Annotated in this window: 16 protein-coding genes and 1 pseudogene; 9 read left to right on the forward strand and 8 right to left on the reverse strand. The window is 72.6% G+C overall.

The features are described from left to right. The first annotated feature begins 360 nt into the window (after positions 1-360). From AB0G13_RS08210 to AB0G13_RS08220, 3 genes are all read left to right on the forward strand, one after another. Positions 361-2,019 (forward strand): sodium:solute symporter family protein, encoded by a 1,659-nt coding sequence (locus tag AB0G13_RS08210; RefSeq protein WP_357870664.1) that lies wholly within the window; start codon positions 361-363, stop codon positions 2,017-2,019. A 16-nt stretch (positions 2,020-2,035) separates the two neighbouring features. After that, the gene (locus tag AB0G13_RS08215; RefSeq protein WP_357870667.1) at positions 2,036-2,344 is read left to right on the forward strand and encodes a hypothetical protein; all 309 of its coding nucleotides are present in this window, start codon (positions 2,036-2,038) and stop codon (positions 2,342-2,344) included. A gap of 88 nt (positions 2,345-2,432) precedes the next feature. Then, complete coding sequence (locus AB0G13_RS08220) at positions 2,433-2,804, forward strand: hypothetical protein (RefSeq protein WP_357870670.1); 372 nt, start codon at positions 2,433-2,435, stop codon at positions 2,802-2,804. Positions 2,805-2,916: 112 nt separating this feature from the next. Here the strand turns inward: AB0G13_RS08220 and AB0G13_RS08225 are convergent, their stop codons facing one another. Beyond that, on the reverse strand, positions 2,917-4,707 hold the full coding sequence (locus AB0G13_RS08225; protein ID WP_357870673.1) for a glycoside hydrolase family 6 protein: 1,791 nt from the start codon (positions 4,705-4,707) through the stop codon (positions 2,917-2,919). A gap of 567 nt (positions 4,708-5,274) precedes the next feature. Between AB0G13_RS08225 and AB0G13_RS08230 the strand changes: the two genes are divergently transcribed. Both AB0G13_RS08230 and AB0G13_RS08235 read left to right on the forward strand, forming a co-directional pair. After that, the gene (locus AB0G13_RS08230; protein ID WP_357870676.1) at positions 5,275-6,348 is read left to right on the forward strand and encodes a hypothetical protein; all 1,074 of its coding nucleotides are present in this window, start codon (positions 5,275-5,277) and stop codon (positions 6,346-6,348) included. Position 6,349: 1 nt separating this feature from the next. Further along, positions 6,350-7,021 carry a class F sortase gene (locus AB0G13_RS08235; RefSeq protein WP_357870679.1) on the forward strand — a complete coding sequence of 224 codons (672 nt, stop codon included), beginning with the start codon at positions 6,350-6,352 and terminating at the stop codon, positions 7,019-7,021. Between the two features lie 99 nt (positions 7,022-7,120). On the opposite strand, the gene AB0G13_RS08240 is transcribed toward AB0G13_RS08235, so the two are convergent. Further along, positions 7,121-12,199: an NAD-glutamate dehydrogenase gene (locus tag AB0G13_RS08240; protein WP_357870682.1), complete on the reverse strand. Its 5,079-nt coding sequence runs from the start codon at positions 12,197-12,199 to the stop codon at positions 7,121-7,123. A gap of 287 nt (positions 12,200-12,486) precedes the next feature. Here AB0G13_RS08240 and AB0G13_RS08245 point away from each other — a divergent pair, with 287 nt between their 5' ends. Further along, positions 12,487-14,448, forward strand: coding sequence for a penicillin-binding transpeptidase domain-containing protein (locus AB0G13_RS08245; RefSeq protein ID WP_357870685.1), 1,962 nt, complete (start codon positions 12,487-12,489; stop codon positions 14,446-14,448). Between the two features lie 574 nt (positions 14,449-15,022). On the opposite strand, the pseudogene AB0G13_RS08250 reads toward AB0G13_RS08245, so the two are convergent. The 6 genes and pseudogenes from AB0G13_RS08250 to AB0G13_RS08275 form a co-directional block, all read right to left on the reverse strand. Next, a pseudogene (locus AB0G13_RS08250) lies at positions 15,023-15,931 on the reverse strand (arginase family protein); the annotation flags it as partial. An 87-nt stretch (positions 15,932-16,018) separates the two neighbouring features. After that, complete coding sequence (locus AB0G13_RS08255) at positions 16,019-16,936, reverse strand: tetratricopeptide repeat protein (RefSeq protein ID WP_357870688.1); 918 nt, start codon at positions 16,934-16,936, stop codon at positions 16,019-16,021. 212 nt (positions 16,937-17,148) lie between these two features. Continuing rightward, positions 17,149-18,837: a methylmalonyl-CoA mutase family protein gene (locus AB0G13_RS08260; RefSeq protein ID WP_357870691.1), complete on the reverse strand. Its 1,689-nt coding sequence runs from the start codon at positions 18,835-18,837 to the stop codon at positions 17,149-17,151. A gap of 108 nt (positions 18,838-18,945) precedes the next feature. After that, complete coding sequence (locus AB0G13_RS08265; protein ID WP_357870694.1) at positions 18,946-19,359, reverse strand: Asp23/Gls24 family envelope stress response protein; 414 nt, start codon at positions 19,357-19,359, stop codon at positions 18,946-18,948. A gap of 71 nt (positions 19,360-19,430) precedes the next feature. Beyond that, a complete protein-coding gene (meaB, locus tag AB0G13_RS08270; protein ID WP_357870697.1) occupies positions 19,431-20,435 on the reverse strand; it encodes a methylmalonyl Co-A mutase-associated GTPase MeaB in 1,005 nt (334 codons plus the stop codon). Positions 20,436-20,468: 33 nt separating this feature from the next. Beyond that, complete coding sequence (locus AB0G13_RS08275; RefSeq protein WP_357870700.1) at positions 20,469-21,668, reverse strand: acetyl-CoA C-acetyltransferase; 1,200 nt, start codon at positions 21,666-21,668, stop codon at positions 20,469-20,471. Positions 21,669-21,729: 61 nt separating this feature from the next. Between AB0G13_RS08275 and mce the strand changes: the two genes are divergently transcribed. The 3 genes from mce (at position 21,730) to AB0G13_RS08290 (ending at position 25,397) form a co-directional block, all read left to right on the forward strand. Then, positions 21,730-22,203: a methylmalonyl-CoA epimerase gene (mce, locus tag AB0G13_RS08280; protein ID WP_357870703.1), complete on the forward strand. Its 474-nt coding sequence runs from the start codon at positions 21,730-21,732 to the stop codon at positions 22,201-22,203. A 287-nt stretch (positions 22,204-22,490) separates the two neighbouring features. Beyond that, positions 22,491-23,846 carry a crotonyl-CoA carboxylase/reductase gene (gene ccrA / locus AB0G13_RS08285; RefSeq protein WP_357870706.1) on the forward strand — a complete coding sequence of 452 codons (1,356 nt, stop codon included), beginning with the start codon at positions 22,491-22,493 and terminating at the stop codon, positions 23,844-23,846. 288 nt (positions 23,847-24,134) lie between these two features. Further along, a complete protein-coding gene (locus AB0G13_RS08290; protein ID WP_357870709.1) occupies positions 24,135-25,397 on the forward strand; it encodes a cell division protein DivIVA in 1,263 nt (420 codons plus the stop codon). Positions 25,398-25,421 lie beyond the last annotated feature (24 nt).

Raw genomic sequence — 25,421 nt, forward strand, 5'->3', positions numbered from 1 at the left:
GGCCGGCCGGGGGTCCCCCCCACCCCCTGCCCGCGCGGTGCCCCCCCCCCAACACCCCGCACTCCCTGCCGGGGGGGCGGGGGGCGTCCGGGGGGGCGCCGCCGCCCCCGGGGGGGCGGCGGGGGGCGCCTGCGCATGTCCGCGCCGCTCCCCCGGCCCACGACTCCCCCGGCCCCGCGCCGCTCCCCCGCCCCGCACGCAGCGGGCGCCTCCGGCACGAAGAGCCCCTTGCGTGCCGGGCAGGCCCGGCGAACGGGATTCGCGGACGGTTTCGTCGCCGCAGGCGTGAAACAGCGCGTTCGGGGTAATTGGGCGCGCGCGCACTCATCCGGCACGGACGGTTGACGAAGGGTTACCGGGATGGACGGCGATGGCCTGCGGCTGAACATGAACGTCCTGGACTACGGCATCCTGGCGCTCTACTTCGTCACGGTGCTCGGCGTCGGCTTCGCCGCCCGGCGGGCCATCAGGACCAGCGTCGACTTCTTCCTCTCCGGCCGCTCGCTGCCCGCCTGGGTGACCGGTCTGGCCTTCGTCTCAGCCAACCTGGGGGCGCTGGAGATCATCGGCATGGCCGCCAACGGCGCCCAGTACGGCGCGATGACGCTGCACTACTACTGGATCGGCGCCGTGCCGGCGATGGTCTTCCTCGGCATCGTGATGATGCCGTTCTACTACGGCTCCAGGGTCCGCAGCGTGCCCGAGTACCTGCGGCTGCGCTTCAACCGCCCCACCCACCTGCTGAACGCGCTCAGCTTCGCGGTCGCCCAGGTGCTCATCGCCGGCGTGAACCTCTACGCCCTGGCACTGATCATGCAGGCGCTGCTCGGCTGGCCGCTCTGGGTGGCCATCGTGATCGGCGCGCTGATCGTGCTGGCGTACATCACCGTGGGCGGGCTCTCCGGGGCGATCTACAACGAGGTGCTCCAGTTCTTCGTGATCATCGCGGGCCTGCTGCCGATCACGATCCTGGGCCTGGTGAAGGTGGGCGGCGTCTCGGGCCTGATGGACGCGGTGCGCGAGTCCAAGCTGGGCGAGGCGGGGTTGCACACCTGGCAGGACACCGGCAGCACCGACAACCCGCTCGGCGCGCACTGGATCGGCATCGTCTTCGGCCTCGGCTTCGTGCTCTCCTTCGGCTACTGGACGACCAACTTCGCCGAGGTGCAGCGCGCGCTGTCGGCCAAGAACATGAGCGCCGCCCGCCGGACGCCGATCATCGCCGCGTACCCGAAGCTGCTCATCCCGGTGGTCACGGTGATTCCCGGCCTGGTCGCCCTCGTCACGGTGCAGGGGCTCGGCGCGGAGAGCGGCGACCTGGTCTACAACAACGCGATCCCGCTGCTGATGCGCGACCTGCTCCCCAACGGCGTGCTCGGGATCGCGGTGACGGGCCTGGTCGCGTCGTTCATGGCCGGCATGGCGGCGAACGTGAGCGGCTTCAACACCGTGTTCACCTACGACATCTGGCAGCAGTACGTGCGTCGGGACCGTCCCGACGACTACTACATCCGCATCGGCCGGTGGGCGACGGTCGGCGGCGTGCTCGTCGGCATCGGCACCGCGTTCATCGCCGCCGGGTTCAGCAACATCATGAACTACATCCAGGCGCTGTTCTCGCTGTTCAACGCGCCGCTGTTCGCCACCTTCATCATCGGCATGTTCTGGCGGCGGATGAGCGCGGCGGCCGGCTTCCTCTCGCTGCTCATGGGCACCCTGGCGGCGCTGGCCACCTACCTGCTCTACAAGGCGGGGGTCGTGCACTTCAACTCCGACCTGGAGGAGAGCTTCTGGGGCGCCGGCATCGCGTTCGTCACGGCCGCCGTCGTCGCCGCCATCGTCACGCCGTTCACCGGGAAGAAGCGGGACGAGGACCTGCGCGGCCTGGTCTACGGCATGGGCGCCGTCGACGTGAAGGGCGACCTGCTGACCGGAGACGCCGTCTGGTGGCGCTCCCCCGTGCTGCTCGGCCTGGTCGCGGTGGTGCTCTCCCTCCTCCTCTACGTGCCGTTCTTCTAGGAAGGGGCGCTCGGCCATGAGCATGGACAACCTCAACCCGCACGGGCACGACCGGTCGGTCGAGGCCACCGAGGAGGCCCGCCGCCGCTCGGCCGCCGCCCGGCTGTTCGACATCCGCCGGGTGATCGGTGGGCTTTTCACCGCGTACGGGGCGATCGTCACCCTGATCGGCGTCTTCGACGGCGAATCCGCCGTCCAGAAGGCGCAGGGGGTCCGGATCAACCTCTGGGCGGGCCTCGGCATGCTCGTCTTCGGCGTGCTGATGCTGCTCTGGCAGTGGCGCAATCCGGTCCAACCGCCGGAGACCTCCGACGAGGAGCGCTGAGCCGCCCCGCCGGCACGCGGCATGGGCACGGCCGGGCCGGGTACGCGAGCAGGATCAGGAGACCACCTGGCGACAGGAGGGCAGCGACATGACGGACCGTGACCGTGACCGACCGCTGGAGGAGAGCCCGGAGGTGGCCGCGGCGGTCGAGGACGACACCGGCATCCCGCAGCTGATGACCGGCGGCGGCGTCGACCGCGACACTCCGTCGTTCACCGGGCCCGGGGACGAGCCGGGTGGCGACGAGCTGATCGGCGACCCGTACGCCGCCGGCACCGGCGCGACCGGCACCGGCACGGGCGCGGCCCCGGACCACATCCGTACCGGAGCCGAGCAGCCCTGGGAGCCGGAGGACCTGGTGGCGGCCCGGGGACAGGACCTGACGCCGGAGAACGTCGAGCGGGCCCGCCGGGACCTGGCCGAGCTGGGCCGCGCGGCGATCGAGAAGACGGTGCCCTGACCGGCGTACGCGAGGGGCCCCCGGCCCGACCCGTCGGACGGTCGGGCCGGGGGCCCGGGGAACCTGCCGCTGGAGCGCCTCACCTACTGCCAGCGGCGGGTGGGCGCCGGTGTCAGGAGAGCGGCGGGTACGCGTTCTGCATGAGCTGCGTGAACTGCGCGGGGAACCAGGCGCCCGAGATCGGGGCGTCCGGCAGTGCGCCGCTCATGCTGTTGCCGTTGCGGGCGTTGCCGGTGTAGGTCGGGTCGCACATCCGGTCGAAGCCCTTGCCCTCGTTGTTCGGGATCTCCTTGCTGGAGCCGTCCGACTCGCCCGGGGGCTTGACCCAGACGTAGGCGTCGATGCCCGGCTCCGGCGCGGCCTTCGGGCGCTCGCCGAGGCCGGCCCCGGCCTGGTTGCACCAGTTGCCGGCGTGGATCCGCCGGTCCACCCGACCACCGTTGACGTACGCGTCCACGCTGGTCAGCGGGCCCGGGCCGGTGGGCCGGGCCGAGCCGCCCCAGCCGTTGCGAGAGGTGTCGATCAGCATGCCGATCTTCGAGTCGAAGCCCTTGGCGACCAGCTCGTTGCGGAACGCCTGGGCGAACGAGAGCTCGTCCACGTAGAAGTTCCAGTCGATCCACTTGGACTGCCGCACGCTGGTGCCGTTCACCGAGTCGGTGATCTTCACGTAGGGCTCGCGCAGCGCCGAGTAGTTGGCGGTGTTGACGATGAAGCCGTGGACGTTGTTCACCGTGCTGCCGGAGGCGACGGCGGCCTCCTTCAGGATCTGCGCCGTCGGGCCGAAGTTGCTGTCCCAGCCGATCCAGCCGTGGTGGGCGGCGTCGATGTAGTTGTAGACGTTGCCGATCGCGCCCAGCTTCGACAGGGCGTACCCGACGCCGTTGACGTAGGCGCCGTTGGCCTTCACCGTGTCGCACATCGCGGTGCCGCCGGGGTTGCCGGAGGTGTTGGTCACCAGGTTCGGCAGCGAGTCGATCTCGATGATGTTGACGATCCGCAGGCTGGCGTACTTCGGGTCGCCCTGGATCGCAGCGATCGGGTCGATGTACTCGGTCTTGTACCTGGGCAGCTCGTCCGCGCGCAGCTCACCGTTCGAGGCCAGCGCGGCGCAGTCCCGGCCGGGCAGGTTGTAGATGACGAACTGGATGTAGTTCGCCCCCTGCTCGAGCGCCTTGTTCAGGTGGTCGCGCACGCCCATCGCGCCGTTGGAGCTGCTGTCCGGGGTGCCGTTGATGGCGGCGATCCGGTCGATCCAGACGGCGGTCGGGTTGTTCGACACCCGGTTGCCGCCGGCCACGGACTCGGCCTTGGCCTTCCACTCCGGGTTCACGTACCCCTTGGCGTTGAGGTACGGGTTGTCCACCCGCTGCCCGGGCGGGTCGGTGGGCGGCGGGGTGGTGGGCGGCGGCGTGGTGGGCGGCGGCGTCGTGGGCGGCGGCGTCGTCGGCGGCGGGGTGGTGGGGTTGGTGCCGCCGCCGTTGCAGGTCACGCCGTTGAGCGTGAACGAGGTGGGCTTCGGGTTGCTGCCGCTCCAGGCGCCGTTGAAGCCGACGCTCACCGTGGCGCCGCTGGCCACCGCGCCGTTCCAGGACTCGCTCTGCGCGGTGACGTTCTGACCGGTCTGCGTCCAGCGGGCCGACCAGCCCTGCTGGAGCCGCTGGTTGCCGTCCGGGAAGGTGAATCCCAGCGTCCAGCCGTTGAGGGCGTCGCCGATGTTCTTGATGTTGACGGTGGCGGTGAACCCGCCCTGCCACTCGCTGGTCGTGTACGACACGTCGCACTGGGTGGCGGCGTGCGCCACGGTGACCGGCAGGGTCACCAGTCCGCCCGCGACCAGAGCGCCCGCGCCGCCGAGCGCGAGGGCCCGGCGGGGGCCGGACAGCCTTCTCCACACATTCATGCCACTGATCTCCTTGGGCGAGACCGGATCCGCGAACGGCCCGGCGATACGGCCCGATGGGCGCCCTGCGCGGACGTCCGCCGGTGCCACGGGTTCTTCGGGGGGTGCCCGACCCGGTCGGGCGTTTGGTGGTGGTCCGACCGGCGACGATGGGCCGGTCGGGAGGCGGGACGTCGTCCGGCGGACCGGTGCCCTCGACTCCTGCCTGCGCGGTGTGGCTCCCCGAACCGCGTGCAGCGATTCTTGCATGGGAGCGCTTCCATGGCAATGCCTCGATGTGGTTGCCGGGACCGGCGGGGCTGCCGGTGCTCCCGGGTCGGCCGGGACCGGACTATCCGGCCGCCGGGGCCGCGAGCCGCACCAGCCGGGCCGGCGGACCTCAGGGCGGCGGCAACCGCCCGGCCGAGCCCGGCGAGCCGCTTACCCGACGCGGCACTCCTAGCGCGCTTATCGTGCCTAAGCACCAAAACGCGAATCTTTCCCTTCATAGCTCGTGAAACGGTCTAACGTCGTCCGTAGCTCGGTTGTCGCCGAGCCCAGGACAACAGGGATGGAGTGACGCAGGTCATGGCAAAGAAGATGCTCGGGAAGGTCGTTGCGGGCGCTGCCCTCGGTGGTGCCTCCCTGCTCGTGTTCACGCCGGGGATCGCGTTCGCGGACGGCCAGCAGGGCCACGAGGGCAAGGTCTACGCCAAGCCGCACGTCGTCAAGGCGGGCGACACGGTCAAGCTGCTCGAGGTCTGCCCCGACCGGCAGGAGCACGCCTTCGTGTGGTCGAAGGTCACCGGCAAGGTCGAGCTCAAGCCGGCCGAGGGCCGGGGCGACTGGCGTGGCGGGGAGGAGGACTCCCGCGACCACGACAGGGGCCGGGACCACGAGGACAAGGGCCGCGACAACGGCAAGGACGGCAACGGCAAGGACCAGAGCCCGCGGCCGCAGCCGCCGGCCAACGGCACCAGCCAGCCGCAGCCGACCAACGGTGGCCAGCCGCCCGCCAACGGCCAGGGTGGCGGCGCCGCCGACGCCGCCGGCGCCGAGGGCGACCGCGACTGGAAGGGCTACGAGCACGGCCAGGACGCCGAGGGCGACCGCGGCGACAAGGGCCACGACAAGGGCAACCGCGAAGGCCGCGGGGACAGCAACGGCTCGGACGAGTACGACCGCGCGGACCGCAAGGACCACGCCGGATACGGCTCGGAGAGCAACGGCTCGGACGAGTACGACCGCAAGGGCCACGACAACGGCCGGGACGGCCACGACAACGGCCGGGACGGCCACGACAACGGGCGGAACGGCCGGGACGGCCACGACAACGGGCGCAACGGCCACGACAACGGCCGGTCGGACGAGGAGTCCGAGCGCAACGGCAAGGACCACTGGGAGCACAAGCGGGACTTCGTCTACTACGGCGAGGCCCAGGTGTCCGAGGACGCCCAGCCGGGCCGCTACGAGCTCAAGGGCTCGTGCGGCGAGGGCGAGCTGGTCGTGCTGCCGCGCGGTGGGGTCGACGGTGGTGACGGTGGCGTCGGCGCCGGCACCGACCGGGGCCTGGCCGCCGGTGGGGCGAGCCTGATCGGCGCGGCCGCCCTGGGCGGTCTCGTGCTGATGCGCCGGCGTCGGACCGATGAGTCCTTCGTCTGACATGACGGCGACACCGGCCGGCGGCCGTCACGGGAAACCGTGGCGCGCCGCCGGCGCGGCCGTCGTCGTCGTGGTCGCCATGGTCGGCGCCGGCCTGATCGGCGCCTCGTTCAGGTCCGCGCCCGCTCCCCGCCCCCCGCAGCCCCTGGCCGCGTCCGCCGGCACCGGGCCGGCGGTCGCCGTGCCGGACCCGGACGTCGCCGCCGGCACGGGTCTCGCCCGCTCCGCCCCCACCACGATCGCCATCCCCCGGATCGGGGTCGACGCCGCGATCATGCCGCTCGGCACCAACCCGGACGGCACCGTCCAGGTGCCCCCGCTGGAGCGGGCGCAGCTGGCCGGCTGGTACGAGCCGGGGCCGAGCCCCGGTGAGATCGGCAACGCGGTCATCGTCGGGCACGTCGACTCGGCGGCGATCGGGCCGGCGGTCTTCTTCTCCCTCGGCGCCCTGCAACCGGGCGACACCATCACCGTCACCCGGCAGGACGGGCAGCAGGCCACCTTCACCGTCGAGTCGGTCAAGGCGTACCCGAAGACGGAGTTCCCGACCGAGCAGGTCTACGGTCCCAGCGACCGGCCCGGCCTGCGCGTGGTCACCTGCGGCGGGACCTTCGACGAGGCCGCCGGCAGCTACCCGGACAACGTGGTCGTCTTCGCCTCCATGCCGGCGTGAGCCGGCAGCCGCGCGACACCGCGCGGAAGCCTCCACCGGACGACACGCCGCGGTCCGGCCGGTCGGTGTCCCGACCGGCCGGACCGCGTGCCGTACGCGTCAGGCGGCGGCGGAGGTCCGCACCAGGGTGCGGATCTGGCGCAGCAGCACCGACAGGGCGGCGAGGTCCGCCCGGGACTCGTCGAACTCCCCCATCGCCCGCTCGGCGCGGTGGATCGAGGTGGCGTTCGACTGCTCCCACTGGAGCACCCGCTCCTGGGGCGACATGGCGCCGGGGGTGGAGTCGAGAACCTCCGCGGTCAGCGCGGCCAGCGCGGCGTACAGGTCGTAGCGCAGCGCCATCCGGGCCAGCGTCTGCCAGCGGTCCTCCCGCGGCAGCAGGGAGATCTTCGACAGCAGGGAATCGACCCGGAACCGGTCGGAGAGCACGAAGTAGACCGAGGCCACCTCCCCGACGTCCCGCCCGCTGCTCGCCGCGGTCTCCACCACGTCGAGCAGGCCGAAGCTGTACATCAGCCGGGTCGCCTGCTCGGCCAGGTCGCGCGGCAGCCCCCGCTCGGTGAGCGAGTCGATGTGCGCCGCGAGGGACTCCCGCTCGCTGCCGTAGAAGCGCTCCTCCAGGTCGGGCAGGAGCCGGGCCACCCCGTCGCGCAGCCGGGCGATCTCCGCCGGCACGTCGATCGGCGAACGGCGGTTGGTCACCAGCCACCGCACCGCCCGGTCGAGCAGGCGCCGGGTGTCCAGGTAGACGCTGGTCTGCAACTCGGGGTCGACCTTGTTGTCCAGGTCCTCCACCGCGTCCCACAGCGCGCGCAGCCCGAACACCTCGCGGACCACCACGTACGCCCGGATCACGTCCGCCGCCGAGGCGGCGGTCTCCTCGACCACCCGGAAGACGAACGAGATGCCACCCCGGTTGACCGCCTCGTTGACCAGCACCGTCGTCACGATGTCCCGGCGCAGCCGGTGCTGGCCCATCCGGTCGGCGAACCGCTCGCGCATCGGCGTCGGGAAGTAGTTGACCAGGACGTCGGTCGTCCACTCCTCGTCCGCGAGCCCCTCGGCCAGGATCTCCGTCTCGAGGACGATCTTGACGTACGCGAGCAGCACCGCGAACTCCGGCGCGGTCAGCCCGGACTCGGTCCGCACCGCCAGCTCGTCGTCCGGCGGCAGCGCCTCCAGGGACCGGTCCAGCGCCCCGGAACGCTCCAGATCGGTGATCATCCGCCGGTGCACCGGCAGCAGCGAGGCGGCCTGCGCCTGCGCGTTGTTGATCGCCCGGGCCTGGTCGTAGTTGTCCCGCAGCACCAGCTCGGCGACCTCGTCGGTCATCGCCGCGAGCAGCTCGTCGCGCTCGGGCAGGGACAGCGCGCCGTCGCCGACCGCCGTGTTCAGCAGGATCTTGATGTTCACCTCGTGGTCGGAGCAGTCCACCCCGGCCGCGTTGTCGATGAAGTCCGTGTAGATCCGCCCGCCGGTCTGGGCGTACTCGATGCGGCCGAGCTGGGTCCAGCCCAGGTTGCCGCCCTCGCCGACCACCCGGCAGCGCACGTTCTTGCCGTCCACCCGGATCGCGTCGTTGGACTTGTCGCCCACCTCCGCGTTGGTCTGGCTGGAGGCCTTCACGTACGTGCCGATGCCGCCGTTCCAGAACAGGTCGACCGGCGCGGTCAGGATCGCCTTCATCAGCTCCTGCGGGGAGAGCTGCGTCACGTCGGCGTCCAGGCCCAGCCGCTCCCGCACCTGCGGCGAGATCGGCACCGACTTGGCGGTACGCGGATGCACCCCGCCGCCGGCCGAGATCAGCTTCGGGTCGTAGTCCTGCCAGGACGAGCGGGGCAGCTCGAACAGCCGCTTCCGCTCGGCGTACGAGGTGGCGGCGTCCGGGTCCGGGTCGAGGAAGATGTGCCGGTGGTCGAACGCGGCCACCAGCCGGATGTGCTCCGACAGCAGCATCCCGTTGCCGAACACGTCGCCGGACATGTCGCCGACGCCGACCACGGTGAAGTCCTGGGCCTGGGTGTCGTGACCCATCTCGCGGAAGTGCCGCTTCACCGACTCCCAGGCGCCCCGGGCGGTGATGCCCATCTTCTTGTGGTCGTAGCCGGCGGAGCCGCCGGAGGCGAACGCGTCGCCGAGCCAGAAGCGGTGCGCCGTGGAGATCTCGTTGGCGATGTCCGAGAACGTCGCCGTGCCCTTGTCCGCCGCGACCACCATGTACGGGTCGTCGCCGTCGTGCCGGACCACGTCCTCCGGCGGCACGATCTCGCCGCTGACGATGTTGTCCGTGACGTCCAGCAGCGCCGAGATGAACTCCTTGTAGCAGACGACCGCCTCGTCGCGGTCCCCCGGCTTCTGCTTGAGCACGAAGCCGCCCTTGGCCCCGACCGGCACGATCACGGCGTTCTTCACCATCTGCGCCTTGACCAGGCCGAGCACCTCGGTGCGGAAGTCCTCGCGGCGGTCGGACCAGCGCAGCCCGCCCCGGGCCACCGGCCCGAACCGCAGGTGCACGCCCTCGAAGCGCGGCGAGTACACGAAGATCTCGAACTTCGGCCGCGGCGCCGGCAGGTCCGGGATCGCCTGCGGGTCCAGCTTGAGCGCCACGTACGCCTTCGGCCGCCCGTCGCTGCGCTTCTGGTAGAAGCTGGTGCGCAGGGTGGCCTGGATCATCGTCAGGTAGGCGCGCAGGATCCGGTCCTGGTCGAGGCTGGCGACGTCGTCCAGCGCGGCCCGGATGTCGCCCACCAGCTCGGCGCTGCGCTGCTGCCGCTGCTCGTGGCCGTCGGCGCCGGGCGCGAACCGCACCTCGAAGAGCTCCACCAGCAGGGCGGCGATCCTCGGGTACGCGATGAAGGTCTGTTCCATGTACTCCTGGGAGAAGACCGTGCCGGCCTGGCGCAGGTACTTCGCGTACGCGCGCAGCACCACCACCTGCCGCCAGGTGAGACCGGCGCGCAGCACCAGCTCGTTGAAGCCGTCCACCTCGGCCTCGCCCCGCCACGCCGCCGCGAAGGCGTTCTCGACGTGCGGGCGCACCTCGGCCAGCTCCTGGTGCCCCTCGGGCAGCCGCAGCCCGAAGTCGTAGAGGTAGACCCGACCGTCGATCCGGTCCACCTCGTGCGGGTGCTCGTCGACCACCCTGACGCCGAGCGAGTGCAGCACCGGCAGCACGGCGGAGAGCATCATCGGCTCGCCGTAGCGGTAGACCTTGAAGCGGACGTCCATCGCCTCGTCGACGTCCGGCCCCCGCCCGCCGGCCCGCGGCGCGAGCTGCTTGCGGAACAGGTGCATCTCCAGCTGGCCGGGCTCCTCCAGCAGCTCCAGCTTCGCCAGGTCCTTCATCGCCTCGTACGGCGTGTGGCCGTCCTTGTAGCCCTCCGGGAAGGCGTCGGCGTAGCGGGTGAACAGGTGCTTGGCCTGCTCGTCGCCGAGCTTGCGCTCCAGCACCAGCCGGTAGTCGTCGTCCCAGAGCCGGGTGGCGTCGGCCAGCTCCTCGGCGAGCAGGTCGGCGTCGATGTCGCCCGGGGTCCTGGTCGGGTCCGTCCGGACGATGAAGTGCACGCGGGCGAGCATCGACTCGGTGACCCGGGTGGTGTAGTCGACCCCGACGCCGTTCAGCTCGCGCAGCAGGATGTCCTGCATCCGCAGCCGGTTCTGCGTGGTGAACCGGTCCCGGGGCAGGTAGATCAGGCAGGAGATGAACCGCCCGTACGCGTCCCGGCGCAGGAACACCCGCAGCTGCCGGCGACCGGCCATCCGCAGCACGCCGATCACCGCGTGGTAGAGGTCCTCGGTCTTGATCTGGAACAGCTCGTCGCGCGGGTACGTCTCCAGGATCTGGAGCAGGTCCTTGCCGGAGTGGCTGCGCTGGCTCAGGCCGGAGCGGTCCAGCACCTCGGCCACCTTGCGGCGGACCACCGGCAGCTCCTGCACGCTGGTCCGGTACGCGGCCGTGGAGAACAGGCCCAGGAAGCGCCGCTCGCCGATGACCTCGCCGGCCTCGTTGAAGATCTTGAAGCCGATGTAGTCGAGGTAGGCGGAGCGGTGCACCGTGGCCCGCGAGTTCGCCTTGGTGATGATCAGCAGGCGCTTCTCGGTGACCTTGTCGTGCGCCTCGGGCGTCATCGACGACAGCGGCCGGGCCTCCGGGGAGTCCTGGCGCAGGATGCCCAGCCCGGTGCCGAGCACCGCCTCCAGGGCCTGGCCGCTGCGGCGCTCCCCGCCGTCGGCCGCCGGCTCGTCGGTGTCGACCAGCCGGTACTCCCGGTAGCCCAGGAACGTGAAGTGGTCGTGGGCGAGCCAGCGGAGCAGCTCCACCGAGTCCGTGATGTCCTTCTCCGGCACCGGCGGCCGGTTGTCCGACGTCCGCGCGGAGGCCAGCTCGTCGGCGAGGGCGAGGGCCCGCTGGCGCATCTTCGGCCAGTCCTCCACCGCCTCCCGCACGTCGGTGAGCACCCGCTGCAGCTCCCGGCGCAGCCGGTCCCGCTCGGCGGCGTCGCGCACCGGGTCGATCTCGATGTGCATCCAGCTCTCGACCAGGTCGCCGGCGATGGCGTCGTCGGGCTCGACGTCGGCGGAGACCTCCACCAGCCGGCCCAGCGGCTCGCGGCGGACCACCACCAGCGGGTGGACCAGCAGGTGCACGTCCAGGTGGTGCGAGTTGAGCAGGGCGGTCACCGAGTCGACCAGGAACGGCATGTCGTCGGTGACGATCTCGATGACGGTGTGGTGCTGATCGGCGTCGGGCTCGTGGATGCGCAGCTTCAACTCGCCCGGTACCCGCTGCTCGGCGAGGTCGCGGTGCGCGCGGGCCGCCTCCAGCATCTCCTCGGCGGTGAAGCCGATCAGCTCCTCGTCCGGCGCGAACCGCCAGAAGCGGCTGACCAGGGTCGCCGCGTCGTGGTCGTCGCCGGCGAGCGCGACCGCCTGGGCGACCAGGCGCTCCACGTTGGGAACCGGCTCGTCGAGTTCGTTGTCCTCCACGTCGTCGGCCAGCGCGTCGGCGGGCAGGCCCAGGTCGTAGAGGGTGTCGATGCTCGAACCGGTCATCCCGGTCACTCCTGTGTCGAGCCGGCCGAAGCCGTCCCCGTCGGTCGCCGAATCGAAGCTGTCGTCCCGGCTGGTGTCAGCCTGCCGGAGGTCGGGTCCCGGTTTGATCGCCGGACGCCGGTCCATCGGTGCCACTCCCCTCGACCCACCGCGTTGTGGGTCACTCTGCCGCCCAGCCTAGGCCCTGCCGGTCCGCCCCTTGCGCGGCGGACCACAGTGCGGACGTCCGGTTCCGGACTTCGTCCTTTCACCCGTTGCGGATACGAGGTTGGCCGGTTCGGGAGTACCCCACCTCCAGTCGTTCATCACCCGGCGCCGGGCTCTCTTTCCGCACGTCCCGGTGCGGGGGGACGGTGCGAACGGCGCCGCCGTACTAGCGTGCAGGGCAGTTCCGAGATCGGAGACCTGCTCCCATGCGTCTGTCCTACCCCCGCCGCCCCCGCCGCAACCGGCTCCGTCCGCCGCTGGCGCTGCTCGCCGCGACCGCCCTCGCGGCCGGCGCCCTCACCGCGTGCTCGGGCGGTGACGGGCCGGAGCGCACCGTCGACGCGTTCCTCGCCGGTTGGCGCTCGGGCGACCTCCAGGCCGTCGGCTTCGTCGACCCGACCGGCGCCAAGGTGGCGGCGGCCGACGTCGCCCGCGAGCTCAAGGAGCTCTCCGGCGAGCTGGCGGCCACGCCGCCCACGCTCACCCGCCGGGGCGAGGCGAAGGTGACCAAGGACGTCGCGACCGCGGTGGTCAAGGTCGACTGGGCCCTGCCGGGCCAGACCCGCTGGGCGTACGAGCGTCCGGTGCGGCTCAGCCGCGGCGGCGACGACTGGCGGTTGATCTGGGAGCCGCAGCTGGTGCAGGAGCAGCTCACCCGGGGCGACCGGCTGGGGCTGCGCCGCGACGCCGCCACCCGGGCCGCGGTGCTCGACGGCGCCGGCCAGCCGATCGTGGCGCCCCGGCCGGTGGTGCGGGTCGGGCTCCAACCGAGCGAGGTCACCGACCTCCCGGCCCTGACCCGGAAGTTGGACGCGGCCTTCCGGGCCATCCGGCCGGCGATCACCCCGCCGGTGGACCTCTCCGGCCTGCGCAAGCGGCTCGCCGACGCGGATCCGGGGGCGTTCGTCGAGGTGGTGACCCTGCGGGAGGAGGCGTACCGGCAGATCAAGTCCCGCGTCTACGACCTGCCGGGCACGAAGTTCCGCAGCGACAGGCTCGACCTGGCACCCACCCGGGAGTTCGCCCGGGCGGTACTCGGCTCCGTCGACGCGGCCCAGGCCGACGACCTCGCCCGGCACCCCGACCGCTACGAGGCGGGCGACCTCGTCGGCCATGGGGGCCTCCAGGGCCGCCACGACGAGCGGCTGCGCGGCGCGCCGGGGCTGACCGTGATCACCGAGCGCCCCGGCCCGGACGGCACGCTGGTGCCCACCGGCACCGAGGTGTTCCGCAGCGAGCCGCGGGCCGGGCAGCCGCTGAGGACCACGCTCGACGTGGCCACCCAGAACGCGGCCGACACCGCCCTGCGCGGTGAGAAGCGCCGGGCGGCGCTGGTGGCGGTACGGATCAGCGACGGCGCGGTACTCGCCGCGGCCAACGGTCCGGGCGCGGCCGGGGAGAACCTGGCCTTCACCGCCCAGGTCCCGCCGGGCTCCACCTTCAAGATGGTCAGCGCGCTCGGCCTGCTCGACCGGGGCGCGGTCACGCCGGACGCGACGGTGGACTGCCCGAAGACGTTCGTCGTGGACGGCCGACCGTTCAAGAACTCCGACAACTTCGTGCTGGGGCCGGTGCCGTTCCGCACCGACTTCGCCAAGTCCTGCAACACCGCGTTCGCCGCGCTGGCGCCGAAGCTCGGCCCCGACGGGCTGGCCGCGACCGGCCGCTCCCTCGGGCTGGAGGGGCAGTGGGACGTCGGCCTCGACGCCTTCACCGGCAAGGTCTCGGCGAACGGCGGCGCGACCGAGCAGGCCGCCGCCGCCATCGGCCAGGGCACCACGGTGGTCAGCCCGCTGGCCATGGCGTCGGCCACGGCGGCAGTCGCCCGGGGTCGCTTCGAGCAGCCGAAGCTGGTGCTCGACCCGGCCCCGGCCCAGCCCGCCGCGCCCGGCCCGGAGCTCAAGCCGGAGTCGGTCGAGGCGGTACGGGCGATGATGCGCGAGGTGGTCACGGCCGGCACCGGCAGCGCGCTGCGCGACGTGCCGGGCGGCCCGGTGCACGGCAAGACGGGCACCGCCGAATACGACGACAACCCGGCGCACACGCACGCCTGGTTCGTCGGCTGGCAGGGCGACGTCGCGTTCGCGGTCTTCGTCGAGAAGGGCGGAGCCAGCACCGCCACCGCCGTCCCGGCCGCCGAGCGCTTCCTCCGCGCCCTCTCCCGCTGACCAGACCACCGGCCTGGGCGAGTCGGCCAGGTCGACGGGCGCTTTCGGAGCGCGGGACGCCCGGCGGCCGTCAGGCGATGCCGGCGGCGGACGGCGCGGTGCCGTCCTCGGGCGCGGGCAGCGGGTCGTCCGGGTCGAGGCCCGCGAGCGGCGCGCGGCGCAGCAGGCCCGGGCCGGCGGAGGCGGGCGGCCCGACGGGTTCCGGCGCGGCCGGGAGGTCGGAAGCGGCAGCCACCGGAGTGCCGAACCCGACCGCCCCGACCGGCCCCACCGACCCGGCGACGCCGAGCGACCCGACCACCCCGAGCGGAGCCGGCGGAACCTCCTCGGCGTCACCCGGGCCACGGTCGTCGCCGCCACGCTCCGGAACGGGGACGAAGGCCGGGTCGGCGGCGGGCGGGGACACGATCGGGACCTCTGGCCGACCGTTGCTCCGCCGTGCCGAGGGGACCGACGAGGGGCCGACCGTGGCGGCAGACGAAGGGCCGACCGAGCGGACGGACGCCGACGGGCCGGCCGAGCGGACGGACGCAGACGGCCCCGGGAGCAGCCGGGGCGGCGTCGCCGTCGGCGCGGAGACCGGGCGCAGCCCGGCCACCACGGTGTTGACGATCTCGGCCGCGTACGCGCCGTCCGGGTCGTAGTCGGGGTCGAAGACGGTCAGCTCGACGCCGAGGCAGTGCGGGGTGTCGACCAGCCCGGCGAGCAGGATCTCCAGCTCGGCGAAGGCGATCCCGCCCGGGTCGGGCGCGTCGACGGCCGGCATCACGGCCGGGTCCAGCACGTCCACGTCGATGTGCACCCAGTAGCCGGCGCAGTCGGCGAGCTGGTCGTGCGCCCACTGCGCCGTACGCGCGGCGCCCTCGGCACGCAGCGCCGGCACCGGCCGGGTGGTGATCCCGGCGGCCTGGAGGTCCAGGCGGTACTCGTCCTGCGCCCGGATGCCGAGCACCACCACGTCGATGTCCCGGAAGTACGGCCGGCGTCCCTCGATGGCGGCCAGGTCGGCCTGCCCCCGCCCGGTGACCAGCGCGAGGTCCTCACCGGCCGCCGCACCCACGTAGGAGGCGTTGCCGGGGTGCCGGAAGTCGGAGTGGCCGTCGACGAAGACCAGCCCGATGCGCCCGCCGACCGCCTCACCGAGCCGGTGCATGGCCAGCGCCGAGCCGAGCAGGATGGAGCAGTCGCCGCCGAGCACCAGCGGGAACTCGCTCCGGTCGATGATGGCGCCGATCCGCTCCGCGAGCGCCACCGAGTAGTCGGCGATCTCCCGCGCGTGGCAGACCCCGTCACCCGGCCGCCAGTCGCCGGGGTCGTAGCGGGGCGCGGTGAGGCAGCCTGCGTCCCGGGCCCGCAGCCGGGCGAGCAGCCCCTGGTCGCGCAGCGCGCCCGGGGCCTTCCCGCAGCCGGGGACCGAGGTGGACGTGGGTGGGCGCAGGCCGAGGTTGCTGGGCGCGTCGAGGACGGCGATCCGGCGCATCATGGGCTCCCGTCCTCGAGGTGTCGGGCGGGCCGGCCGGAACGCCGGCCCGCGCTGGCGTGCTACGTGCTCACAAACAGGGCGTGGTGCTCAGAACAGGGCGCTGGCGAGGGCCCGGCGCGCCGAGGCGACCGCGGGGTCCTCCGGCCCGGCGACCGTGAAGAGGCTGACCAGGTGCTGGCGTACCTTCTCCCGCTCCTCACCGGCGGTGCGGCGGACCAGGCCCACCAGGCGGGCGTACGCCGCCTCGGCCTGACCGCTGAGCACCTCGATGTCGGCGGCCAGGAGCTGGGCCTCGACGTCGTCGGGGTTCGCCTGGGCGGCGGCGATCGCCGCGCCCGGGTCGGCCCCGGCCACCCGGCGGGCGAGCCCGACCTGGGCGAGACCCGCCTCCGCCGCGGCGTCCGCGGGCGACTCGGCGAGGATCTTGCGGTACGCCCGCTCGGCCGCGTCGAGGTCGCCGCTCATCAGGGCGTCGTCGGCCTCGTCGAGGCGCGGGTCCTCCGGCTCGGCGACGCTCACGCCACCGGCCTTGAGCACCGCCTGGATCCACTGCCGCAGCTGCGCCTCGGGCACCACTCCGGAGAAGGCGTCGATCGGCTGTCCGCCGACCACCGCGTAGACCATCGGGATGCCCTGCACCCGGAACATCTGGGCGATCCGCGGGTTGGCGTCCACATCGACCTTGGCGAGCACCCAGGCGCCGCCGCCCTCCGCGGCCAGCCGCTCCAGCACGGGGCTCAGCTGCTTGCACGGCTCGCACCACTCGGCCCAGAAGTCCACGATCACCGGTGTGGTGAGCGAGCGTTCGAGAACCTCGGACTGGAATGTCGCCTCGCTCACGTCGATGACGGCGACGCCGCCGCCGGCGGTGCCGGGCAACTCGGCGGAGGGCGCGGACTGGGCCGGGGTGGCGGGGCGGGCAGGGGCCGGTGCGGGGGTGCGCAGCGCGCTGAGGTCGACCGCGCCGCGGGTGAAGATCGACGAGGTGATCCGTGGGTCGCTCATGGTTACCTAGTCTCGCACGCGACCCGCCGAACTCAGATCAACCGCGACGGCGACAGTTGCGACTGTCACGGCTGCTCCGGCCCTTGCCCACCCCCTCCCCCGCCCTCCCGCCCGGCACTGCGCGATCCTGCGCCCGCGGCCCCCGGTACGTGGCGTTCGCCGGGGGACGAAGGTGCAGGATCGCGGGTGCGGGAGGGAGGTGGGGAACGGGGTCAGAAGCGGGCGGGCTCGCGGTAGACGCCCCACTCGGCGCGCAGGGCGTCGCAGATCTCGCCGAGGGTGGCCTCCGCGCGTACGGCGTCCAGCATGGCCGGGATCATGTTGCCGTCGGTCCGGCCGACGGCGACCATCCGCTCGATCGCGGCCTTGACGGCGGCCTCGTCGCGGCCGGCCTTCCGCTCGGCCAGCACCCGGCGCTGCTCCAGCTCCACCTCGTGCGAGATGCGCAGGATCTCCAGGTCCTTGGCGACCGTGCCGGTGTGGCAGTTGACCCCGACGATCCTCTTGTCGCCCTTCTCCAGCGCCTGCTGGTAGACGAAGGCGGACTCGGCGATGTGGCCGGTGAACCAGCCGTCCTCGATGCCGCGCAGGATGCCGGAGGTCATCGGGCCGATCCGGTGCGGGCCCTCGCCACCGAGCTGCCGGATCCGGGCGAAGATCTCCTCCGCCTCGGCCTCGATCTTGTCGGTGAGCGCCTCGACGTACCAGGACCCGCCCAGCGGGTCCGCCACGTTGGTCACCCCGGTCTCCTCCATCAGCACCTGCTGGGTGCGCAGGGCGATCTCGGCGGACTCGTCGGTGGGCAGCGCCAGGGTCTCGTCCAGGGCGTTGGTGTGCAGCGAGTTGGTGCCGCCGAGCACCGCCGCGAGCGCCTCCACGGCGGTGCGCACCACGTTGTTGACCGGCTGCTGGGCGGTCAGCGACACCCCGGCGGTCTGCGTGTGGAACCGCAGCCAGAGCGCCTTCTCGCTGGTCGCGCCGTAGACGTCGCGCAGCCAGCGGGCCCAGATCCGGCGGGCGGCCCGGAACTTGGCGATCTCCTCGAAGAAGTCGACGTGCGAGTCGAAGAAGAAGCTCAGGCCGGGCGCGAAGACGTTGACGTCCAGCCCCCGGGAGAGCCCCAGCTCGACGTAGCCGAAGCCGTCGGCGAGGGTGTACGCCAGCTCCTGCGCGGCGGTCGAGCCGGCCTCGCGGATGTGGTAGCCGGAGACCGAGAGCGGCTTGTAGCGCGGGATCTCCCGGGCGCAGTACTCCATCAGGTCGCCGATCAGGCGCAGGTGCGGCTCCGGGTCGAAGAGCCACTCCTTCTGCGCGATGTACTCCTTGAAGATGTCCGTCTGCAACGTGCCGTCCAGCTTGGACGGGTCGGCGCCCTGCCGCTCGGCGGCCACCAGGTACATGCAGAACACCGGCACGGCCGGCCCGGAGATCGTCATCGACGTGGTGACCCCGGCCAGGTCGATGCCGTCGAAGAGCGCCTCCATGTCCGCGGCGGTGTCGATGGCGACGCCGCAGTGGCCCACCTCGCCGAGCGCCTGCGGGTCGTCGGAGTCCCGGCCCATCAGCGTGGGCATGTCGAACGCGACGGAGAGGCCCCCGCCGCCGGCGCCCAGGATCATCTTGTAGCGCTCGTTGGTCTGCTGGGCGTTGCCGAAGCCGGCGAACTGCCGGATCGTCCAGGTCCGCCCGCGGTAGCCGGTCGGGTAGAGGCCCCGGGTGTACGGGTACTCGCCCGGCCAGCCGATCCGCTCGAAGCCCGGGTAGGCGACTCCCTCCGGCGGCCCGTAGACCGGGTCGACGGGCATCCCGGAGAGCGTGGTGAAGTCGGCGTCCCGCTTGCGCGCGGCGTCGTAGCGGGCCTGCCAGCGTGCCCGTCCGGCAGCGATCTCGTCGGCGTTCATCCGCAGGGCTCCTCCTCGAGTCCTCGACTGCACTGCGAGTGTAGAGCCCAGACCTGAACGATCGCTAAGTAAGTTCGTACCGGCAGGTAACCTGAGCGGCCGGGCGCCTCAGGCGACGGGGGCGGCGGGACCGCCCAGGGCCACGTCGTCGACCCTGATGTTGACCTCGTCGACCCGCAGCCCGTACGCCTCGACCGCCCCGGCGACCTGCGCCCGGACCTCGGCGGTCACCTGCGGCACCGCGTGACCGGCCTCGATCACGATGACCAGGTTCACCACCGCCGCGCCGTTCGTGACGTGCGCCGAGCAGCCGCGCCGGGCGTCGCCGACCTGGTCGAGCCCGACCTTGTCGAGCACGGCGTTGAAGAACCGGGCCACGTCCCCGCCCAGCTCGACCACCCCGGGCACCGACCGCGCGGCGGCGACCGCGATCTTCTCCACCACCTCGTCGGAGACGAGCGTCGTCCCGCCCGCCGCCGCGCCCGGCGTCACCGACAGCTCCTGCGTCGCCTCGTCGCCCATCGTCCCCCCACTCCGCGCACCGCCCCACGCCGACCGTGCAGCGGTGCGAGCGTACTAGTTCGCAGGAGCCCTCAGGAGCCGAGTTGGGCGAGCAGCTCGTCGGCCGCCGCGTACGGGTCGAGGGCGCCCTCGGCCACCTTCGCGGCGAGCGCCGGCAGCTCCGTACCGTCGCGCAGGGAACCGATCCGGGCGCGGAGCACGCCCAGCGCGATCGCCTCGATCTCGGCGGCGGCCCGCGCCTCCTGGCGGCGGCGCAGCTCGTCGTGCTTGACCAGCCAGCCACGGTGCTTGTCGATGGCGGCGGCGATGTCGTCGATCCCCTCGCCCCGCGCGGCGATCGCGCGCACCACCTGCGGCCGCCACTCGCCCGGCCCGCGCTCGCCCAGGGCGATCATGCCCTGGATGTCGCGCACCGTGGCGTCGGCGCCGTCCCGGTCGGCCTTGTTGACCACGAAGACGTCGGCGATCTCCAGGATGCCGGCCTTGACCGCCTGGATCGCGTCACCCATGCCCGGGGCGAGCAGCACCAGCGTGGTGTCCGCCAGCGAGGCGACCTCCACCTCGGCCTGCCCGACGCCCACCGTCTCCACCAGCACCACGTCGCAGCCGGCGCCCTCCAGCACCCGCACCGCCTGCGGCGTGGCCGCCGACAGCCCGCCGAGGTGGCCCCGGCTGGACATCGACCGGATGTAGACGCCCGGATCGGTGGCGTGGTCCTGCATCCGGACCCGGTCGCCGAGGATGGCCCCACCCGTGAACGGGCTGGACGGGTCGATGGCCAGCACGCCCACCCGGTGACCGCGGGCGCGCAGCGCCCGGACCAGCTCGTTGGTGGTGGTCGACTTGCCCACCCCGGGCGAGCCGGTCAACCCGACCACCTGGGCCTGACCGGCGTACGGCGCGAGCGCCGCCGCGATCCGCGGCAGCGTCCCGTCGCCCGACTCGACCAGGGTGATCAGCCGGGCCACCGCGCGCGGATCGCCCGCGCGGGCCCGCTCGACCAGCATCGGCACGTCCCGGCTGCGGCGCACCGGGGGTGCGCCCGCCGCCGGGACGTCGTCGACGATCTCACTCACTGTGCTGCCTCTACGGGATCGGCCGGACCGCGGTCAGTGACCACTCTCGCCGGGGGCCGGGACGTGGATGATCAGGGCGTCGCCCTGGCCGCCGCCGCCGCAGAGCGCCGCCGCGCCCGTGCCGCCGCCCCGGCGCTTGAGCTCCAGCGCGAGGGTGAGCACCAGCCGGGCGCCGGACATGCCGATCGGGTGGCCCAGCGCGATCGCCCCGCCGTTGACGTTGACCTTGTCCGGGCTGATCCCGAGGTCACGGGTGGACTGGATGCCGACCTGGGCGAACGCCTCGTTGATCTCGATGAGGTCCAGGTCCTCGATGCCCAGCCCGCCCTTCTTGAGCGCGTGCTGGATCGCGTTGGACGGCTGCGAGTGCAGGGAGTTGTCCGGGCCCGCGACGTTGCCGTGCGCGCCGATCTCGGCCAGCCAGGTCAGCCCCAGCTCCTTGGCCTTGGCCTTGCTCATGACGACCACTGCGGCGGCGCCGTCGGAGATCGGCGAGGAGCTGCCGGCCGTGATCGTGCCGTCCTTGGCGAACGCCGGGCGCAGCTTCGCCAGCGACTCGACGGTGGTGTCCGGGCGGATGCCCTCGTCCTCGCTGATCACCAGGGGGTCGCCCTTGCGCTGCGGGATGACCACCGGGGTGATCTCCTCGGCGAAGTGACCGTTCTTCTGCGCGGCGGCGGCCCGCTGGTGGCTGGCCGCGGCGAACGCGTCCTGCTCCTCGCGGGTGATGCCGTGCCGTGCGTTGTGCCGCTCGGTGGACTCCCCCATCGCGCAGCTGTCCCAGGCGTCGGTGAGCCCGTCGAGCGCCATGTGGTCCTTGACCACCACGTCGCCGTACTTGTAGCCGCCGCGCTGGCCGAGCAGCAGGTGCGGGGCGTTGGTCATGGACTCCATGCCGCCGGCGACGACGATGTCGAACTCGCCCGCGCGGATCAGCTGGTCGGCCAGGGCGATCGCGTCCAGGCCGGAGAGGCAGACCTTGTTGACGGTCAGCGCCGGCACGGACATCGGGATGCCGGCCTCGACCGCCGCCTGGCGGGCCGGGATCTGCCCGGCGCCGGCCTGGAGCACCTGTCCCATGATCACGTACTGGACCTGCTCGGGGGCGACGCCGGCCCGCTCGAGCGCCGCCTTGATCGCGACGCCGCCGAGTTTGGTCGCGGGGAGGTCCTTGAGGTTGCCCAGCAGGCGCCCCATCGGGGTCCGCGCGCCGCTGACGATCACCGAAGCCATGCCTGCCTCCGAGGGGGTGCCGACCTGTACGCCTTAACGATTGTTCGGTCAGACTAGCGCCATGGCTGAGAACTCCCCCGTCGAGACCGCTGCCGACTATGTCACAGACATCGGCCTGCGCCGCATCGACCACGTCGGGGTCGCCGTCGCCGACCTGGACGCCGCGATCGACTTCTACCAGCGCACCTTCGGGATGCGCTGCGTGCACATCGAGGTGAACACCGCGCAGGGCGTCCGCGAGGCGATGCTGGCCGTAGGCCCGGACGCCGAGGGCGGTTGCGTGCAACTGCTCGCCCCACTGACCCCGGAGTCGACCATCGCCAAGTTCCTCGACAAGAAGGGCCCCGGCGTGCAGCAGGTGGCGTACACGGTGGCGGACATCGACGTCGCCTGCGCGAAGCTGCGCGAGCGGGGCGTGAAGCTGCTCTACGACACCCCGAAGCGCGGCACCGCCAACTCGCGGGTCAACTTCGTCCACCCGAAGGACGCCGGCGGGGTGCTGGTCGAGCTCGTCGAGCCCGCCGCCGCGCACTGAACCCCACCGCCGGCCCCCGCCACCTGCGCGGGGGCTGGCGGGTACTCCGCCCGCCGAGCGCGCCGCTGCGTGGTTCGACGGCCGCCCGGACACCTCCACGCATCGGCCAATGCAGTTTTTCACAGAGGACTTCCGGCTCAACCTACCGTTCAGTAACGTCCCGCCCCACAGGAGCGCGGCCGGTCCCGGATGTGTCGGATGCCGACATGGCGGGCGGGGCGCACCGACGCCGACGATGGCAGCACCTGGGCCCGCGTGGGCGGGGTGCGGACGAACGGGAGGTCGACGTGCAGGACATCCTCGAAGCGATCATGGCGGCGGAGGGATCCGACCAACCGGAGCGGGAACTCGCCGGGATCGCCGGCCTGCCGGTACCCGAGACGTACCGCGGCGTGGTGGTGCGCGCCGACGAGACCCGGATGTTCGACGGCCTGGCCACCCGGGACAAGGACCCGCGCAAGGCGCTGCACGTGCAGGAGGTGCCGACGCCGCAGCTGGGACCGGGCGAGGCGCTGGTCGCGGTCATGGCCAGCGCGATCAACTACAACACGGTCTGGACCAGCATCTTCGAGCCGCTGTCGACCTTCAAGTTCCTCCAGCGCTACGGACGGCTGTCGGAGCTGACCCGCCGCCACGACCTGCCGTACCACGTCGTGGGCTCGGACGCGGCCGGCGTGGTGCTGCGCACCGGGCCCGGCGTGACCCGGTGGAAGGCCGGCGACGAGGTCGTCGCGCACTGCCTCTCGGTGGAGCTGGAGGACGCGGCCGGGCACGACGACACCATGCTGGATCCGCAGCAGCGGATCTGGGGCTTCGAGACCAACTTCGGCGGCCTGGCCGAGCTGTGCGTGGTCAAGGCCAACCAGCTGATGCCCAAGCCGCGCCACCTGAGCTGGGAGGAGGCGGCCAGCCCCGGGCTGGTCAACTCGACCGCGTACCGGCAGCTGGTGTCGCACCACGGGGCGAACATGAAGCAGGGCGACGTGGTGCTGATCTGGGGCGCCTCCGGCGGCCTGGGCGGCTACGCCACCCAGATGGCGCTCAACGGCGGGGCGATCCCGGTCTGCGTGGTCTCCTCGCCGGACAAGGCGGAGCTGTGCCGGAAGATGGGTGCCGAGCTGGTCATCGACCGGGCCGCCGAGGGATTCCGGTTCTGGAAGGACGAGCAGACCCAGGACCAGGACGAGTGGCGGCGCTTCGGCGAGCGGATCCGGGAGCTGACCGGCGGCGAGGACCCGGACATCGTCTTCGAGCACCCGGGCCGGGAGACCTTCGGCGCGAGCGTCTACGTGGCCAAGCGCGGCGGCACCATCGTCACCTGCGCCTCCACCAGCGGTTTCCAGCACCAGTACGACAACCGCTACCTCTGGATGCACCTCAAGCGCATCGTCGGCAGCCACTTCGCCAACTACCGCGAGGCGTGGGAGGCCAACCGGCTGGTGGCGCTGGGCAGGATCCACCCGACCGTGTCGAGGACCTACGCGCTGGAGCAGACCGGCCAGGCCGCGTACGAGGTGCACCGCAACGCGCACCAGGGCAAGGTCGGCGTCCGCTGCCTCGCCCCGTCGGACGGCCTCGGCGTACGCGACCGCGAGCTGCGCTCCCGGCACGAGGATGCGATCAACCGGTTCCGCGGCCACTGACCCGGCGGATGAGGCGCCGTCGACCATTGCGGTGAACGGCGATTGCCTTTCCGCCGGGGGCGCCGGACGCTCATTCGAGTGATCCGGACCATGACGCGACAAAGGGCCGCGGGGCGCTCCCGCGGCCCTTTTCCGATGTCACGCTCCGTGCGTCCGACCCGCCCGGGACCTGCCAAGATCGGCGATCTGTCCGGCCATCCGCGGACCCGTAGTTGACCATGTAAAGAGGACACGAAAGCTCGGCACCGCTCTTGCGAAGCACCCTGGGGGGTCTGCGAGTATGTCCCAATGCCCCAGCAGTCCTCCCCTCTTGCGTTCTTCGATAACGCGAACTCGCAGCCCGATTTCACCGTCGGCCTGCGCGGCTACAACACCCACCAGGTCGATGACTTCATCGGCCGGATGACGGCCGCGCTGACCCAGTCCGAGCAGGCCCGCGCCGAGGCCGAGCAGCGGATGAACGACGCCCAGCGCCGGCTCCGCCAGGCCGAGCAGCGCATGAGCGCGCTGGAGCAGAAGCTCGCCGACACCAACAAGCAGCTCGAGGAGAACAGCCGGCCCACCCTCTCCGGCCTCGGCACCCGCGTCGAGCAGATCCTCCGGCTGGCCGAGGAGCAGGCCAACGACCACCGCAACGAGGCCAAGCGGGAATCGGAGGGCATCCTCTCCGCCGCCCGCCTCGAGGCGCGCGAGATCACCGACAAGGCGCGCGCCGAGGCGGCGGCCATGAAGGCCAACGCCGAGCGGGAGGCGGGCAGCGTCCGCACCGCCGCCGAGCGCGAGGCCGCCGAGGTCCGCGTCCAGGCCCGGCGTGAGGCCGACACGCTGCGCGCCGACGCCGACCGGGAGACCAAGCAGCTGCGCACGGTCACCGCCCACGAGGTCGCCGAGCTGAAGTCCACCGTCGAGCGTGAGGTCGCCACCCTGCGGGCCACCGCCGAGCGGGAGATCACCCAGCAGCGGGCGAAGGCCGCCCGCGAGGCCGAGGAGAAGCGCGCCGAGGCGACCAAGCTGCTCACCGACGCCCGCGACAAGCGCGACAAGGACCTCCAGGCCCTGGAGCTCCAGCTCGCCGAGCGCCGGGAGAAGGCCGAGCGCGAGGAGTCCGAGCGGCACGCCGCGCAGGTCGCCCAGACCCAGAAGCTGGTCGGCGAGGCCGAGCAGCGGGCCCACGCCGCGCAGGAGCGGGCCAAGGAGATCGAGCAGCGCGCCGAGGCCCGCCGGGTCGAGTCGGAGCGCACCGCCAACGAGACCGTCGACAAGGCCAAGGCGCTGGCGGACAAGACGCTCACCGAGGCGAAGGCCGAGGCCAACCGCCTGCTCACCGAGGCGCGCACCGAGGCCGAGCTGACCACCCAGGCGGCCCGCCGCGAGGTCGAGGACCTCACCCGGCAGAAGGACGCCGTCACCTCGCAGCTCGGCCAGATGCTCTCCGGCCTCGCCGGCATCGTGCCGGGCGTGCCCGCCTCGCCCCCGGCCGCGCAGGCCAAGCCGGAGGCGAAGAAGGCCGACGGCGCAGACGAGCGGATGACCGCGGAGACGTCCCACTGACCCACCCGATCGGGGCATGATCCG

Source organism: Micromonospora sp. NPDC023633, assembly GCF_040640035.1.
Taxonomy (GTDB): Bacteria; Actinomycetota; Actinomycetes; order Mycobacteriales; family Micromonosporaceae; genus Micromonospora.

Bases quoted from the DNA above. Each gene is read 5' to 3' on its own strand.
- AB0G13_RS08230 (WP_357870676.1), top strand. From the start codon at position 5,275: ATGGCAAAGAAGATGCTCGGGAAGGTCGTTGCGGGCGCTGCCCTCGGT.
- AB0G13_RS08260 (WP_357870691.1), bottom strand. From the start codon at position 18,837: ATGAACGCCGACGAGATCGCTGCCGGACGGGCACGCTGGCAGGCCCGC.
- AB0G13_RS08210 (WP_357870664.1), top strand. From the start codon at position 361: ATGGACGGCGATGGCCTGCGGCTGAACATGAACGTCCTGGACTACGGC.
- mce (WP_357870703.1), top strand. From the start codon at position 21,730: ATGGCTGAGAACTCCCCCGTCGAGACCGCTGCCGACTATGTCACAGAC.
- AB0G13_RS08215 (WP_357870667.1), top strand. From the start codon at position 2,036: ATGAGCATGGACAACCTCAACCCGCACGGGCACGACCGGTCGGTCGAG.
- AB0G13_RS08235 (WP_357870679.1), top strand. From the start codon at position 6,350: ATGACGGCGACACCGGCCGGCGGCCGTCACGGGAAACCGTGGCGCGCC.
- AB0G13_RS08275 (WP_357870700.1), bottom strand. From the start codon at position 21,668: ATGGCTTCGGTGATCGTCAGCGGCGCGCGGACCCCGATGGGGCGCCTG.
- AB0G13_RS08225 (WP_357870673.1), bottom strand. From the start codon at position 4,707: ATGAATGTGTGGAGAAGGCTGTCCGGCCCCCGCCGGGCCCTCGCGCTC.
- AB0G13_RS08255 (WP_357870688.1), bottom strand. From the start codon at position 16,936: ATGAGCGACCCACGGATCACCTCGTCGATCTTCACCCGCGGCGCGGTC.
- AB0G13_RS08290 (WP_357870709.1), top strand. From the start codon at position 24,135: ATGCCCCAGCAGTCCTCCCCTCTTGCGTTCTTCGATAACGCGAACTCG.
- AB0G13_RS08265 (WP_357870694.1), bottom strand. From the start codon at position 19,359: ATGGGCGACGAGGCGACGCAGGAGCTGTCGGTGACGCCGGGCGCGGCG.
- AB0G13_RS08245 (WP_357870685.1), top strand. From the start codon at position 12,487: ATGCGTCTGTCCTACCCCCGCCGCCCCCGCCGCAACCGGCTCCGTCCG.
- AB0G13_RS08240 (WP_357870682.1), bottom strand. From the start codon at position 12,199: ATGGACCGGCGTCCGGCGATCAAACCGGGACCCGACCTCCGGCAGGCT.
- AB0G13_RS08220 (WP_357870670.1), top strand. From the start codon at position 2,433: ATGACGGACCGTGACCGTGACCGACCGCTGGAGGAGAGCCCGGAGGTG.